Annotated in this window: 13 protein-coding genes and 1 pseudogene; 7 read left to right on the plus strand and 7 right to left on the minus strand. The window is 71.8% G+C overall.

Features of this window, described 5'->3' with window-relative positions; translation table 11 throughout:
* The first annotated feature begins 337 nt into the window (after nucleotides 1-337).
* Both ACIRFH_RS02685 and ACIRFH_RS02690 read left to right on the plus strand, forming a co-directional pair.
* Nucleotides 338-1,705, plus strand: coding sequence for a hypothetical protein (locus tag ACIRFH_RS02685; protein WP_403516757.1), 1,368 nt, complete (start codon nucleotides 338-340; stop codon nucleotides 1,703-1,705).
* Between the two features lie 48 nt (nucleotides 1,706-1,753).
* Nucleotides 1,754-2,818, plus strand: a complete 1,065-nt coding sequence (locus ACIRFH_RS02690) for a hypothetical protein (RefSeq protein WP_403516758.1) — start codon at nucleotides 1,754-1,756, stop codon at nucleotides 2,816-2,818.
* Between the two features lie 158 nt (nucleotides 2,819-2,976).
* Here ACIRFH_RS02690 and ACIRFH_RS02695 read toward each other — a convergent pair whose 3' ends face one another.
* Nucleotides 2,977-3,882 carry an MBL fold metallo-hydrolase gene (locus tag ACIRFH_RS02695; protein WP_403516759.1) on the minus strand — a complete coding sequence of 302 codons (906 nt, stop codon included), beginning with the start codon at nucleotides 3,880-3,882 and terminating at the stop codon, nucleotides 2,977-2,979.
* Between the two features lie 268 nt (nucleotides 3,883-4,150).
* On the opposite strand from ACIRFH_RS02695, the gene ACIRFH_RS02700 reads away from it, so the two are divergent.
* From ACIRFH_RS02700 to ACIRFH_RS02715, 4 genes are all read left to right on the plus strand, one after another.
* A complete protein-coding gene (locus tag ACIRFH_RS02700; RefSeq protein WP_403516760.1) occupies nucleotides 4,151-4,360 on the plus strand; it encodes a hypothetical protein in 210 nt (69 codons plus the stop codon).
* Nucleotides 4,347-5,765 (plus strand): amidase, encoded by a 1,419-nt coding sequence (locus tag ACIRFH_RS02705; RefSeq protein ID WP_403516761.1) that lies wholly within the window; start codon nucleotides 4,347-4,349, stop codon nucleotides 5,763-5,765. The genes ACIRFH_RS02700 and ACIRFH_RS02705 overlap by 14 nt, the downstream gene beginning before the upstream one ends.
* A gap of 90 nt (nucleotides 5,766-5,855) precedes the next feature.
* Nucleotides 5,856-6,431, plus strand: coding sequence for a TetR/AcrR family transcriptional regulator (locus ACIRFH_RS02710; RefSeq protein ID WP_403516762.1), 576 nt, complete (start codon nucleotides 5,856-5,858; stop codon nucleotides 6,429-6,431).
* Nucleotides 6,432-7,049: 618 nt separating this feature from the next.
* A complete protein-coding gene (locus tag ACIRFH_RS02715; RefSeq protein ID WP_403516763.1) occupies nucleotides 7,050-7,997 on the plus strand; it encodes a hypothetical protein in 948 nt (315 codons plus the stop codon).
* A 147-nt stretch (nucleotides 7,998-8,144) separates the two neighbouring features.
* On the opposite strand, the gene ACIRFH_RS02720 is transcribed toward ACIRFH_RS02715, so the two are convergent.
* The 3 genes from ACIRFH_RS02720 to ACIRFH_RS02730 all read right to left on the minus strand — a co-directional run bounded on the left by ACIRFH_RS02720 (nucleotide 8,145) and on the right by ACIRFH_RS02730 (nucleotide 11,110).
* Nucleotides 8,145-8,885, minus strand: a complete 741-nt coding sequence (locus ACIRFH_RS02720; RefSeq protein WP_403516764.1) for a dienelactone hydrolase family protein — start codon at nucleotides 8,883-8,885, stop codon at nucleotides 8,145-8,147.
* A 799-nt stretch (nucleotides 8,886-9,684) separates the two neighbouring features.
* Entirely contained in the window at nucleotides 9,685-9,960 is a 276-nt protein-coding gene (locus ACIRFH_RS02725; RefSeq protein ID WP_403516765.1) for a helix-turn-helix domain-containing protein, read from the minus strand.
* 334 nt (nucleotides 9,961-10,294) lie between these two features.
* Nucleotides 10,295-11,110 carry a hypothetical protein gene (locus tag ACIRFH_RS02730; protein ID WP_403516766.1) on the minus strand — a complete coding sequence of 272 codons (816 nt, stop codon included), beginning with the start codon at nucleotides 11,108-11,110 and terminating at the stop codon, nucleotides 10,295-10,297.
* Between the two features lie 144 nt (nucleotides 11,111-11,254).
* Here ACIRFH_RS02730 and ACIRFH_RS02735 point away from each other — a divergent pair.
* A pseudogene (locus ACIRFH_RS02735) lies at nucleotides 11,255-11,488 on the plus strand (FAD-dependent monooxygenase); the annotation flags it as partial.
* Between the two features lie 58 nt (nucleotides 11,489-11,546).
* Here the strand turns inward: ACIRFH_RS02735 and ACIRFH_RS02740 are convergent.
* The 3 genes from ACIRFH_RS02740 to groES all read right to left on the minus strand — a co-directional run bounded on the left by ACIRFH_RS02740 (nucleotide 11,547) and on the right by groES (nucleotide 14,238).
* Nucleotides 11,547-11,804, minus strand: coding sequence for a hypothetical protein (locus tag ACIRFH_RS02740; protein ID WP_403516960.1), 258 nt, complete (start codon nucleotides 11,802-11,804; stop codon nucleotides 11,547-11,549).
* A gap of 353 nt (nucleotides 11,805-12,157) precedes the next feature.
* Complete coding sequence (groL, locus tag ACIRFH_RS02745; protein ID WP_403516767.1) at nucleotides 12,158-13,783, minus strand: chaperonin GroEL; 1,626 nt, start codon at nucleotides 13,781-13,783, stop codon at nucleotides 12,158-12,160.
* 146 nt (nucleotides 13,784-13,929) lie between these two features.
* Nucleotides 13,930-14,238: a co-chaperone GroES gene (groES, locus tag ACIRFH_RS02750; protein WP_053135717.1), complete on the minus strand. Its 309-nt coding sequence runs from the start codon at nucleotides 14,236-14,238 to the stop codon at nucleotides 13,930-13,932.
* Nucleotides 14,239-14,274: the final 36 nt, after the last annotated feature.

A 14,274-nucleotide genomic window follows, 5' to 3' on the forward strand; every position in this document is an offset into this window, starting at 1 on the left:
GTGGGGGGCCGCCGAATTGTAGGGTGTGGCTCAACTCGTCTTTCTTTCAGGGGCGTTGGGGTCCGTCTGGCTGACAGCCCTGCCCCGGCCCCCTACCATGTTCAGTCCTGTCGGCTACCCGCAGCGGGGGTGACTGGTGGCCACGACCGTCGTCGGTTCCGCCCAGCCCGGCCGTGCCTTACGGGCGTCCGCACCCCGTGTACGGCGCCGTGCGTCTTCCGTGCCGTCGAGGTCCGATGCCACGCGTTCCTCCCCGTCCGGTCCCACGTGGTCGGAGCTGGTGGCCGGGTTGCGGGATCCTCTCGTCGAGGAGCTCTCGGCCGACTGCCGGGATCTCGTGGCAGCCGATGCCGCGCTGTGCGGGATCAGCTCCCGGGACTTCGACATCCAGTTGCGCCTGTATGCCCCTTCGGTCCTCGGCGACGGACGCACCAGGCGCTCTTTTCACTCTCTCTACAGCGCATTACGGCCCCAGCTCATCGCCCGTTGCAGTCGAATCGCCGGTTACACCGAGGACGCCGATCTCCTCGCCAACAGCTCCCTGCTGATCGGGGGCGGCAAGGCGCGCCGGGATTTCACCGTCCAGCGTGCCGACGGTTCATCCGTCGGGGTGACTTTCGGCCTGGTCCAGCCGAGCGTCGGTCATCTGTACCAGTCGAGGGTGCACTACCTGCTCAGCCCGAGGGCCGACACGTTCGTGGAGGTCGGCTGCTATCTACAGGGAGCCTCGCGGCCCTTCACCTACCTGGCCTTCTCGGTCTGCGACAGGCCCGGCATCGTGGAGGCCCTGAGGGCTCAGGGAGTCCCGGCGGAGCGCACCAACTTGCTCATCCTCACCCGCGCCCTAGGCTTGTCGGACGCGGCACGGAACCTGATGAGCTTCACCATCGGCCAGGCCGTGAAGTACGTACGGACCATCGGCTGCAAGTACATCGTGACGGCATTCAATCCGTTGCTCGGTTTCACCGGTTCGGCATTGCATGCGACCAATTTCCAGCCTTTCGCCACCGCCCCGGTGGCATACTGCTACGACGCCTACGGTAATTACCTGACACGACGGCAATCCGTGTCGAAGAAATCGGACCGCCGGGCGGGAAGCTACCGGAATCTCCTGGTGGCGCTCGGCACGGACAGTGCGACTAGAAGAGAAATCCGTAAAGTGAAGACCCTCGAACACCTGGCGGAGCCGGCGGCCGGCCGGCCGGCCGCCCCGCGCCTGTCGCTGGACCTCGCCGACCTGTGGCGCTACCGGTCCCGGCTCGAAGCCGTGTGGTCCGCGAAGACCACGCACCCCAGTTACGCCCTCGAACCCCCGTCCTCGAAGGGGCAGTGCGGGGTCAGTTCGGTGTGGCTGGCGCGCAGGCTGCGGCAGCAGGAGATCGAGGCGACCTACTGCTTCGGCAGCCTGCGCTTCGACGACCCGGCCATCTCGTCCGTCGACCACCACTGCTGGATCGAGATCGGTCCTCCCGGCGACTCCGCCCGCCTGGTCGTGGACCTCACCGTCGACCAGGCCGACGGTTTCGAGGAGAAGGTGATCTGCCGCCGGTTCGACGAGCTCACCCGTGACGGTATCCACTACCGCCCCACGACCCGGCTGTCCGTCGACGACCTCCCCAACGACCGTGTCTGGTCGCGTTACACCCGCCTCGAGGAGTCCATGCGCCAGAAATGGGGCATCCAGACCCTGCACGACTCGGTCTGAGCCTGGTACGCGCTCAGACTGACTGGGGAAAAGCGGGGGGAGAGGCCATTGAGTGCCCAGGCGGAGCGTCCGGAAGTCCTGCTGCTGTCGTCGAACCGGCGCCGCCGCTATTCCGAGGACATACTCACCGCGCTGGCGCTTCCCCGGGGTGCGATCATCCGCTTCCGCTACGAGGCCCGGTATGTGGCTCCGCCGCTCCAGCAGAAGGTCGCCAACGGCAGCGTCCTCGGTGTGCGGACGCTCATAGGTTTCGTCGCCGACGAGGACTCCCCCACCGACGCCTTCCTGCTGCCCGTGAGATTCGCCGAGGTCGTGTCCGCCGAGTGCGCTGCGGACATCTTCCGCTTCCACCTGCGGGTCACCGAGCACGTGGACCTCGACGAGTACTCGCTGAACCGGGGCGAGATCAAGGTGGCGAGCCGCAAGGCCATCGACAAGATCAAGGAGAACAACAACGACACCTACTACCCCGCCGTCCTGAAGTTCCCGCCGTTCCCGGTCCGCACCGGCAGTGACGAGGCGCAGCTCTGGATCGGTGTCGCGCGCCGGCTGGCCCTGCACCCCACGTTCGAGAACTCCTACTTCATGCGCGTGGACCCACCGGCGCACCTGAAGAGCGCGACGACCTTCGCCTTCGACGCGGAGGGCCGTCTGGTCCTGGGCGACATGCAGCCCGCCCGGCTGCCGGTCAGTTTCCACGCCGAGCGGTACGCCGAGACGCCGAAGATCAGTCTGGACTGCGACACGGACGGCCGTTTCCTCCGAGTCTCGTCCGACGCCTCCCACGATGTGGCGTCGCGCTACGACTCCACCGAGTTCTGGCTCCAGCCCGACGCGTCCTCCTTCGACTCCCTCACCCATGTCACGGTCCGCCTCGGCCCCGGAGAGCCGGGGACGACGCCCGTCGCGGACGTCCGCATCCCGGTCGTCGTCAAGCATTCCCGTGTGCGGCTGCTCTCCCGGGTCGTGATCAGCGCGCTGGGAGCGTTCCTCGTCGCCACGCCGGCCATACTCGGCCCGGGCTCCTCCCTCTCCCTGCGCGTCCTCCTCGCCGTGATCGGCTCCGCGGCCCTGAGCACGGCCACCATCGTCATGGGCCGCCCGCGCGACTGAGCGCTCCCCTGCGGCCACCGGCGGCTCACGGCCGTCGCCGCGAAGATCCTCCGGCGGATCGGCTCGGGCCGTGCCTGCGGGACAGCCCGCGGGGACAGCCCGCGGGGACAGCCCGCGCGGCGGCGGAAGGCCCCCGCGCCGGCGGGACGGCTCGCCGGTCAGGCCGCGGGGACGGGCAGCAGCCGGTAGGCGTCCCCGTGGGCGACGACCCGGCCGGCGGTGGGCGGGGCGAAGTGGGTGCCGAGCAGCAGGGTGTCGGTGCCGGCGAGGGAGGCGAGCAGCGCGCGGCGGGTGGCCTCGGACCGCTGGGGGTCGATGTCGACGCAGGCGCCGACGGCGGGGTGGGCGAGCTGGACCGGGTGGTGGACGCAGTCGCCGGTGATCAGTGCCGTTTCCCCCCGGTCGGCCAGTTCGACGGCGACGTGTCCGGGGGTGTGGCCGGGGGTCGGGAGCAGGCGCAGGCCCGGGACGATCCGCACGCCCTCGGCCGGGACGTCGACCAGGTCGAGCAGGCCGGCCCGTTCCACCGGGATCACCGAGTCGCCGAACATCTGGCGGCGCGCCTCCTCCATGTCGTACCCGGCCCAGAACTCCCGTTCGGCGCGGGCGGTGAGGTAGCGGGCGTCGGGGAAGGTGGGCACCCACGCGCCGTCCACCTCCCGGGTGTTCCAGCCGACGTGGTCGGCGTGCAGGTGGGTGAGGACCACCAGGTCGACGGAGTCCGGCGGGAAGCCGGCCGCGGTGAGGCGCTCCAGGTAGTCGGTGCGCAGGCCGTGCCAGGCGGGGTTGGCCCGTTCCTTGCCGTTGCCGATGCCGGTGTCGACGAGTACGCGGAGCCCGTCCACGACGAACGCGAAGCTGTGGCTGTCGATGCGGAGGGTGCCGTCGGGGCCGGCGAAGTCGGGGCGGAGCCAGTCCTGGCCGGCCACCACCTCGGGGGTGGCGTCGGGCAGCAGCCACGGCCCGGTCTCCGGCGGCAGGAGGACCTCGTCGATGCGGTGGACGGTGATGTCGCCCACGGTCCAGGAGGGAACGGTGGCGGTGGAGGAGGGGGGAGTCTGCATGACCTGTCGTTTCCTTTGCTCTTCGGCGGAGGTGGCCGGTCGCGGGGCGGACCCAGGTGGTCGGAGAGCGCTCCGGTGGCGAGCGGAGCCGGCGGCAGCGCCGGTGGGTACGCGCCGAAGGCCACCGTGACGCCGGGCATGAGCCCCTCCCCGTAAAAGCAATGTGTTTGCTTTAAGTGACGATAGAACCTACAGTCGCACTAACGCAAACCATTAGCTTTTGGCGTGGGGTGCTTCGTCGCTCCAGCCCCGGTCAGAAGAGGGATCCGTGTCGTCCACCGAACTCACGCCGCCCGAGGCCGCCCGCTGGGCCGCTCGGGCCGGGCTTCCGCTGCCCGACGACCGCCATGCCGCGGTCGCGGCCACCGCCGGCCACATCCACTCCGTCGTCGCGGTCCTGCGCGAGCTGGACTTCGGGGACACCCCGCCCGGCAGCGCCTACCGCGCGGGAGGAGACCAGCCCGATGCGGCCGCATGAACTGACCCTCGCCACCGCCGCGGCCGAGATCCGGGAACGGCGGCTGTCCCCCGTCGAACTGGTCGACTCCGTCCTCGAACGCATCGACCGGGTGGAACCGCACGTCGGGGCCTACGTCACGGTCACCGCGGAACAGGCCCGCGGCACGGCGCGCGAGGCCGAGCGGGAGGTCGCCCGGGGCGGGCACCGGGGGCCGCTGCACGGCATCCCGGCCGGCCTCAAGGACCTGATCGACGTCGCCGGGACGCCCACCACGGCCAGCTCCCGGGTCCGGGCCGGCCACCGGGCGGCCACCGACAGCACGGTCGCCGCCCGGCTGCGGGCCGCCGGCACCGTCCTGGTCGGCAAGACGCACACCCACGAGTTCGCCTACGGTCTGACCACCCCGCAGACCGGCAACGCCTGGGACCGCGGCCGGGTCGCCGGAGGCTCCAGCGGCGGGTCCGCCGTCGCGGTGGCCGCCGGGGCGGCGACCTTCGCCCTCGGCACCGACACCGGCGGCTCCATCCGGGTGCCCGCCGCGCTGAACGGAGTGGTGGGGCTCAAGCCCACCTACGGGCTGGTGCCCCGCCACGGCGTCACCCCACTGTCCTGGTCCCTCGACCACGTCGGGCCGATCACCCGCACCGTCGAGGACGCGGCCCTGGTCCTGGCCGCCCTCACCGGGCACGACCCGCGCGACCCCGCCTCGCTGGACGCCCCCGCCCCACCGGGCACTCCCGCCGTCGGCCACCGGCCGGACCCGGACCCGGACCTGACGGGCGTGCGCGTCGGCGTGCCGAGCACCTACTACTTCGACCACGTCGACCCGGAGGTGGCCGCCGCCGTCCACCACGCCATCGCACAGCTGGAGGCGCTGGGCGCCCGGCTCGTCGAGACCGACGTCCCCATGTCCCGCTACGTCCAGGCCGTGCAGTGGGGCCTGATGGTGCCGGAGGCCACCGCCTACCACGCGCGCACCCTGCGCACCGTGCCCGAGCTGTACCAGGCCGACGTCCGGATCCTCCTGGAGGCCGGCGAGCTGATGGGCGCGGGCGACTACCTGCGAGCCCAGCGCGCCCGCACGCTGATGCGCGACGCATGGGCCCGCGTCCTGGAGGAGGTCGACGTGATCGCCGCCCCGGCGGTCCCGATGACCGCGGTCCGAGCCGGCCAGGAGACCGTCACCTGGCCCGACGGCACGGTCGAGGGCGTCTCCGACGCCTACGTCCGCCTCTCCGCCCCGGCCAACATCACCGGGGTGCCCGCCCTGTCCGTCCCGGTCGGCCACGACACGGCGGGCATGCCCATCGGCATGCAACTGCTCGGCCGGCCCTTCGGCGAACGGACACTGCTGCGGGTGGGCCACGCCTACGAGCGGACGCAGCCCGCCCGAGCGCTCGCACCGGTCGCCCGAGCGCGGTGACGGCATCGGCGATGCCTCCGGCACAGCCGCCTCGACGACCCCAGGGCGGGCACCCCTCTAAACGCAATAACTGTGCTTTAGAGTGATGTCATGAGCCGCAAGCAGATGGTGCGCCCCGGCGGGCGCAGCGCCCGGGTCCAGGCCGCGGTGCACTCCGCTGTGCGTGAACTCCTGTCGGAGGCGGGGCGCGACGCGCTGACCGTCCCGCTGGTCGCCCAGCGTGCCGGCGTCACCCCGTCGACGATCTACCGGCGCTGGGGCGATCTGCAGGAACTGCTGTCGGACGTCGCGGTGGAACGGCTGCGTCCCGACGGCGAGCCGGAGGACCACGGCGATCTGCGGACCGACCTCACGGCCTGGGCCGAGCAGTTCCTCGACGAGATGTCGTCCCCCTCGGGCCGCGCCTACATCCGCGACGCCCTGCTCGGCGATCCGGACGGCGGCAACGCCGGCCGGTGCTCGGCCTACGCGGCCGAACAGATCGACGCCGTCATCGCCCGTGCGGCCGGCCGCGGGGAGGACACTCCCGACGCCGAGACGGTCCTGGACCGCGTCGTCGCCCCCATGATGTACCGCATCCTCTTCCGCCCGGCCGGCCTCGACGCCGCGTATGCCCGCCGGCTCGTGACCGACCTCCTCCGCGCACGCGGGGAAGGCGGCCGGTGACCGGGGGACGGCTCCTTCCGCGTCTTCGGGACCGTCAAGCCGCCGGTGCCGCGCATCGATCGGTCGCGAGCACGGGCGGCCTGTGAGAAGCCCGGTGCGCCCATGGGTGGACCACCACCGCACGAGCGCGTGCGAGCGGTGGTTCACCGGTCTCCTGAGCCGCCTGCGCACGCCTCACACACCTCACACGCGCGTAGACCGTCACCCGAACGTGTGATCCACCTCCGTCCACGGCAGGCCCCGCACCCGGTCGACGTAGCGTCAGGTGGCTGCGCCCGCAGCGGGCGGGAGGTCACAGGTTCGGTGAGGGAAGGGCGGCATCGCGTGAACGCGGGCACTGGTGACGGGGACGAACTGTCCGTCGACGGCACTGACCAGAGGTGTACGGACAGGGTGAGGACGGGCCGGGGGCCGGTGACCGGCGCTGGGATGGTGTTGTTCTCCGACGCTCCCGGCAGCAGGTCGCCGTCGGCGGCCCCCGCCTCCGCCCGCACCGGTGCCGCCGGTGCCGGGGCTGCCCCTGTCCCGCGCTCCCGGCCCGCCCCGCGTGCCCGGCCCGGCGGTGTCCCTGCCGGATCCCGGAGTGACAGGCGATGGGCGAAGGTCGCGCAGCGGATCGTGCCGCACGACCTGCAGCCCGACGTACTGCGGCTGGAGCTCGTCGAGCTCGGGAACGCGTTCCGCGCCTACCAGCGGCGTCCCGAGCCCGACCTCGCCCTCCTCTCCGAGCTCCACGAGCGCAAGGCCCGCGCGTTCGCCGCGTGGGCCACCGTGACCGACGACGCGTCCCTGCGCGAGGAGGCCGAGCGGGCGAAGGCGGCCGCCCGGACCACCCGCGAGATGCACGCGAACCGTCTCGGCATCGTGGCGGACGGGGACGGGCCGCTGATCGAGCGACTGCTGACCCGGGGCCAGGGCGCCCACGCGCGCAGAGTGCTGGAGCACATCCGGACCCACGCACCGCTCCCCGAGGCCGAGGCGCGGCTCGCGGTGCTGATGCTCACCCTGCGGTCCGCGCGCGCCGGCACCGGGAACGTCACCGGGCAGGACCTCAACGGCTGGCTGCAGGACGATGCCGAGCGGGTGCTCCAGCGGCTCGTCGACGCCGGCTGGTTGCGCCTGCCGGAGACGGTCACCGCCGCCGACGCGCTGGACTCCCGGCCCGAGGAGCCCGCTCAGGTCACCGTCCCCTCGCTGCTGCCCGGCGAGCCCCGCCCGTTCTCCTTCGGCAAGGTCACCCGGGCGCGGCTGTCGGGGTGGGCGCAGAAAGTGGTGGGCGACCGGAAGATCCGCAAGAAGAAGCCGACCGCCGCCACCCGGCTCCTCGCCGTGTACACCGCCGCCCACAGCCGTCCCGACGGCCGTCTCGAAGACGCCGGGGACGCGGGGGACGCGGGTCTCGGTCTGGACGCGGTCGCCATGTTCTGCGGCCTGCGGTCCGAGGACGTCGCCGCGCACGCCGATCGGCTGGTCGCCGCCGACTGGCTCGCGGAGGCCGAGATCACCGGGGGAAGGCTGCGCGGCCGGCTCGCCGAGCGCGTCCTGCCCCTGGGAGGACTGGTGTGACGCGGTGCCCCGGCGGCGCGTTCCGCGGGCGACCGGCTTCGCACCCGATGCCGTAGGCGCGGACCGAGGAGCGCCGGGACCTGCCCTCGGCGAGCAGGATCCCGGCGGGCACGGCTCACCGTCGGCCGGTGGGCCGACGGTCCGGCCTCACTTCAGGTGCCGGATGAAGAACTGGGCCGCGGCGTCTCCCGCGAACTGCGGGACGCCGGTGTGTCCGCCCATGTTGGCGTGCAGGGTCTTCTCCTTGGAGCCGAAGGCGTCGAACAGGTCCAGGGCCGCCTGCCGGTCGTTCCCCTCGTCGTCCCACTGCAGCAGTACGTGCAGCGGGACGGTGATCCGGCGGGCCTCCTCCACCATGGCGGCGGGCACGAGGCTCCCGGCGAACAGGACGGCGGCCGAGATGCGCGGCTCGACCGCCGCGAGCCGGATGCCGATGGAGATCACTCCCCCCGAGTACCCGACCGGGCCGCCGATCCCGGGCAGCGACAGGAGGGCGTCCAGGGCGGCCTGCCATTCCGGGACCGCCTTGTCGACGAGCGGGAGGACGAGGGCGTCGACGGTCTCGGCGTCGACCGGCTCGCCGGCCTCCACAGTCCGGCGCAGGGCGGTGCGGGCCTGCTCGGCGGCGGCGGAACGGGGCCGGTCACCGCTCCCGGGGAGCTCGATGGTGGCCGCGGCGAATCCGTCCGCCACGGCGTCCCGGGCCCGCGCCACCAGCCGGGGGTACATCTTGTGCAGTCCGAGCGGGGGGTGGCCGAGCAGGATCAGCGGCACCGGAGCGGATGCGGACGCGGCGACGGGCGTCCACAGGATGCCGGGGATCTCGCCGAGGGAGAACGCGCGCTCGATGACGTCGTCGTCGAGGTGCTGTTCAGAAGTGAACTGCATGGTCGTGCCTTTCGGGAGGGCTCAGAAGCGGCGCTCCCGGACGACCTGTCGCCCGACCGTGACCCCGGAGGAGAGCACCCAAGTGAATACGTTCACGGGTACCACCTCCTCGTTGCTCTCGCACGGCCGTGGGAAACGTAGCAGTGGTCGCGGCGAGCCGCCCAACGGTTTTCCGCGCGGGCTCCGTGACCGGATGCCGAGGAGCGCGGTCCGCGCCGCGTCGCCGTCCGTCACGTGGTCGGCACCGTTCTCCGCGTGGTGGTGCATCGGCTTGGCCTCCGTGAGCTCGCCCGGGCCTTTCATCCCTTTTACGTCAGTACGGCGCATAGGGGACCGGTGAGACCGAGCAGCCGACGAGAGGCGAACGCGCCGTGGGCCTCGCCCGCGCTGTCGGAACGGTGCCACGACCTGGCCTCCCCGGCCCGCGCGCACCGCGCCGTCCGGACCCGCGAACACCAGGGTGACCGTCGGCGCGCCCGTCGCTGCGTCGCGGAGATCCTTCGGCGATTCGTGGAATCGGTGACCCGGCGGAAGTGCCCGACTCACCAACTGCTCCAAGCGTGCGGGTCGGGGGCGACGCTTGTCCCGTACGAGGCTCGCCCTACCGGCTCGGGGCTTGGCGCCCTCGCGCACCGGGTATCGCAGGCGCATGCGGGCAGCGGCACGCCGTATGCCGCTTCGAGCGGGCCGGCCTCCTTCGGCTCCGTGTGCAGGGCGCTCACGTCCTGCACCTCCGCGTAAGCCATCCTGCGCCGTTCCAACGACGGGTACCGGGCCTTCGCCACCTCCTCCTTCATCTTCATCGCCACCAGCACCCCGCGCGCCCCACCACCCGGTCCACCGCGTCGACCAGCCCCGGCTTCGGGATGCGCCGCCCCTGCCCCACTGCCGCGATCTGCGCCTCGCCGTACCCGACGCGCTCCCCCGACTGCGCCTGCGTCAGGCCCGCGGCCCCGCGCAGCAGTTTCATCTGGCGGCCGAAGCAGCGCGGGAACTGCCCGCTGGAGTCCGGTTCCGTTCCGCCCGTGCCCGCATCCGCTCCCGCGTCGATGCCGCCTCGTTCCCTTGGCGTCATGCGGCCACTGTCCGTAGCCGGGGGGGTAGGACGTGCGCGCGTCGACAAGAGGTGTGCGCAGGCAAGTTGCCCCGTGTGAGTGAACGAGCAGCGAAAGCCTTCTTCACTCGACGCGTCCGAACGGCATCACCCCGTGCGTTGTCGTCGGCTCGTCAGCACAGGCAAAGAAACAGCCCCCGCGTCCGGCTTGCACCCGCCCGCGAGGGCCTGAACCACTAGTGGGTCGGAGCTCCACCCGCTCTGCCGAGCGGTACGGCACAGTCACCCTGCGGGGCAGCCGTGCTCAGCTCGCGCCCCGGAGCACGTCGCCCCGTTGCCCCGCTCGGGTCCGCGATCAGTTGTGCTCCTCGTCGATGGTGACGGCGACCCCGTTCTCGACCTGGACGACGACAGCGACGCCGCCCTTCTTGGCCACGGCTTCGAGGTCTTCCTCGGTGCAGGGCGTGACGGTCGCCGCGTCACCGCAGATCCAGCCGGCGCCGTTGATGACGGTGTCGGTGGCGGTGACGAACGCACGCTCTTCACCGTCGCGGCTGAGGGAGTACTTGCCCGGGGCCATGTACCCGAGCGTGCCGGAGAAGAGCCCCGACTTCTCGCCCTCGCCCATACCGTTGCCGCCGTCGGTACCGTTGCCGCCGCCGGTACCGCTGCCGCCACCGGTGCTGGTGTGGTCCTCGATGATGCTGACCGCCACTCCGTCCTTGACGTCGACCGTCGCTCCGAACCCCTTCTTGGCCGCGGCTTCGAGCTCCTCCTCGGTGCACGGCGTGGCGGCCTGGCCGTCCGCGTCACCGCAGATCTTGCCCGCGCCCTCGATGTCGGTGTCCTCGGAGGTGAAGAACGCCTGCTTCGCGCCGTTCGCGTCCGTGACGGTGTACTTGCCGGGGGCGAGGTAGGAGACCGTGCCGGACCACTTGCCCGACACCTTGCCGCTCTTCGAGCCCTTCGCGCCCGACGAGGACTCGCTGCCGGTGCCGGTGCCACTCCCGGCGTCGCCGGACTTGCCCTTGGCGGCCGAGTCCGAGGCCGTGGCCCCGGCCGGCTTGCCGCCGTCCTCCGTGTCCTCTCCCTGACAGGCGGTCAGCAGCATCGTCGTGGCCACCAGGGCCGCGGCGGCGAGGACGGACTTGCGGCGGCGGGTGCGAAGCATGGTGGGACTCCCCCTGCTGATGGTGATGCGGCCGGGCCGGGCTGGTCATTCCGGCTGGCCTCTGCCTTGTCGATCACCATCCTGACCGGTGCGGCGGCCCCCGGGGAAGCGCGGTTACGGTGTCATGACACTCCTGTCGTGAGCACGGGACACCGCTCCCACATCCCCGAGCCCATGCGGCACGGCCGGCCTCTTCCCCGCCGGTGACGCCGCGCACACCGCGCCGCCCACCGGCACACCGTCGGCGACGTGGTCACCTTCGCCCGCGCCCTGGCCCACCGCACCGGAACCGGCTCCGGCGAGCTGCTCGACGCCTGCTCCACGACCTGCCTGCGCCGCGTCCGGCAGGCCGAGCGGTTCTCGTACGACACGACGTCAGGTCCGGGGTCGGCGGCGGCCGGTGGTCCGACTGCCCCAACAACCGGCGGACCGACCGCTACAGACACCGGCCGTAGGAACGGAACGCCTGGTCGGGGCTGCCGTCGAAGCGGGATCTTCGGGGCATGACCACCGCTTCCACCGGCGTCCCCGCCTTCACGGCCGCCGCCTCCTTCGCCTTCCGTTCCAGCGCCGCCCCGCTCGGCGCCCGTCTGGCCCGGCGGCTGGCCTCGCACCAGCTGGACGGCTGGGGGCGGCCGTACGGCACCCCGGGCCACGACGTCGTGGAGCTGGTGGTGGCCGAGCCGGCGGCCAACGCCGTCGCCCACGGGCGGGTGCCGGGGCGGGACGCGGAGCTGCGGCTCGCGTACGACGGCGAGGGGCGTGTCCTGGTGGCGGTGAGCGACGTGCGCGGGGAGCGGTGGCCGGTGCTCGCGCCGGACCGGCCGGCGCTCGCGGACGGCGGGCGGGGCCGGCCCTGGTGGCGGAGCCGGCCGAGACGTGGGGTGTGGCCGAGCGGCCGGGTGCCCCGGGGAAGACCGTGTGGGCCGTGGTGCCCGCCGTGCCGGTGCGCGGGTGAGCCGGGGAAGGAGCGGACGGCACGAGGAGGGCCCGGCACTCCTCGAAGGAGTGCCGGGCCCTCACTCAGTGGCTGTCAGCCTCGCGTCGTCAGTGGGCGTGGCCGTGGCCGTGGCCCGCGGCGGCCGGCTCTTCCTCTTCCTTCTTCTCGACGACCAGGGTCTCGGTCGTCAGGAGGAGGGAGGCGATGGAGGCGGCGTTCTCCAGCGCGGAACGGGTGACCTTGACCGGGTCGATGACGCCGGCCTTGACCAGGTCGCCGTACTCGCCGGTGGCGGCGTTGTAGCCGTTGCCCTTGTCGAGCTCCGCGACCTTGGAGACGATGACGTAGCCCTCGAGGCCCGCGTTCTCGGCGATCCAGCGCAGCGGCTCGACGGCGGCCTTGCGGACGACCGACACACCGGTGGCCTCGTCGCCGGTCTTGCCGAGGTTGCCCTCGAGGACCTTGACGGCGTGGACCAGGGCGGAGCCACCACCGGAGACGATGCCCTCCTCGACCGCGGCGCGGGTCGCGGAGATGGCGTCCTCCAGACGGTGCTTGCGCTCCTTCAGCTCCACCTCGGTGGCGGCGCCGACCTTGATCACGCACACGCCGCCGGCCAGCTTCGCGAGGCGCTCCTGGAGCTTCTCGCGGTCCCAGTCGGAGTCCGTGTTCTCGATCTCGGCCTTGATCTGGGCGACGCGGCCCTGCAGGTCCTCGGCGTTGCCGGCACCGTCGACGATCGTGGTGTCGTCCTTGGTGACGGTGACGCGGCGGGCGGAGCCGAGCACGTCCAGGCCGACCTGGTCGAGCTTGAGGCCGACCTCCTCGGAGATGACGGTGGCGCCGGTGAGGACGGCCATGTCCTGCAGCATCGCCTTGCGGCGGTCGCCGAAGCCCGGGGCCTTCACCGCGACGGCGTTGAAGGTGCCGCGGATCTTGTTCACGACGAGGGTGGACAGGGCCTCGCCCTCGACGTCCTCGGCGATGATCAGCAGCGGCTTGGAGGAGTTGGTCTGGATGACCTTCTCCAGCAGCGGCAGCAGGTCGGCGATGGAGGAGATCTTGCCCTGGTTGATGAGGATGTACGGGTCCTCGAGGACGGCCTCCATGCGCTCCTGGTCCGTCACGAAGTACGGCGACAGGTAGCCCTTGTCGAAGGCCATGCCCTCGGTGAAGTCCAGCTCCAGGCCGAAGGTGTTGGACTCCTCGACGGTGATGACACCGTCCTTGCCGACCTTGTCCATGGCCTCGGCGATGAGCTCGCCGACCTGCTGGTCCTGGGCGGACAGCGCGGCCACGGCGGCGATGTCGGACTTCTCGTCGATCGGGCGGGCGGTCGCGAGGAGGTCCTCGGAGACGGCCTTGACGGCCGCGTCGATGCCCTTCTTCAGCAGCGCCGGGGAGGCGCCGGCGGCGACGTTCTTCAGGCCCTCGCGGACCAGCGCCTGGGCCAGGACGGTGGCGGTGGTGGTGCCGTCACCCGCGATGTCGTTGGTCTTGGTCGCCACCTCCTTCACCAGCTGGGCGCCGAGGTTCTCGTACGGGTCCTCGATCTCGACCTCGCGGGCGATCGTGACACCGTCGTTGGTGATGGTGGGGGCGCCGAACTTCTTGTCGATGACGACGTTGCGGCCCTTGGGGCCGATCGTCACCTTGACCGTGTCGGCAAGCTTGTTGACGCCGCGCTCGAGGGCGCGACGGGCGTCCTCGTCGAACTTCAGGATCTTCGCCATGGGAGCGGTGAGCCCTCTCGGAAAGCTGATCTAACGGAAAACAGACTGCGCCCCTCGCGCCCGGCTTCTTATCGGTCGCGGGGGCCAGGGGCGCAGCTGTCGAGCAGAGTCGAGGTGAGTCGACCTACGTCTTGTTTCTCGACGTCTTACTTCTCGATGATCGCGAGCACGTCGCGGGCCGAGAGGACGAGGTACTCCTCGCCGTTGTACTTCACCTCGGTGCCGCCGTACTTGCTGTAGAGCACGACGTCACCGACGGAGACGTCGAGCGGAAGACGGTTGCCGTCCTCGAAGCGGCCCGGGCCCACGGCCAGGACGACGCCCTCCTGGGGCTTCTCCTTGGCGGTGTCCGGAATGACCAGGCCCGAAGCCGTGGTCTGCTCGGCGTCGAGCGGCTGGACCACGATGCGGTCCTCGAGCGGCTTGATGGCAACCTTGGAGCTGGTGGTCGTCACGATCCGACCTCCCCCTTCGGAGATCTCACGGGGTTA

Origin of the sequence: Streptomyces sp. NPDC093586 (genome assembly GCF_044764905.1) — a bacterium.
Classification (GTDB): Bacteria; Actinomycetota; Actinomycetes; order Streptomycetales; family Streptomycetaceae; genus Streptomyces.

Bases quoted from the DNA above. Each gene is read 5' to 3' on its own strand.
- ACIRFH_RS02720 (WP_403516764.1), bottom strand. From the start codon at position 8,885: ATGCAGTTCACTTCTGAACAGCACCTCGACGACGACGTCATCGAGCGC.
- groL (WP_403516767.1), bottom strand. From the start codon at position 13,783: ATGGCGAAGATCCTGAAGTTCGACGAGGACGCCCGTCGCGCCCTCGAG.
- ACIRFH_RS02725 (WP_403516765.1), bottom strand. From the start codon at position 9,960: ATGACGCCAAGGGAACGAGGCGGCATCGACGCGGGAGCGGATGCGGGC.
- ACIRFH_RS02695 (WP_403516759.1), bottom strand. From the start codon at position 3,882: ATGCAGACTCCCCCCTCCTCCACCGCCACCGTTCCCTCCTGGACCGTG.
- ACIRFH_RS02730 (WP_403516766.1), bottom strand. From the start codon at position 11,110: ATGCTTCGCACCCGCCGCCGCAAGTCCGTCCTCGCCGCCGCGGCCCTG.
- ACIRFH_RS02710 (WP_403516762.1), top strand. From the start codon at position 5,856: ATGAGCCGCAAGCAGATGGTGCGCCCCGGCGGGCGCAGCGCCCGGGTC.
- ACIRFH_RS02705 (WP_403516761.1), top strand. From the start codon at position 4,347: ATGCGGCCGCATGAACTGACCCTCGCCACCGCCGCGGCCGAGATCCGG.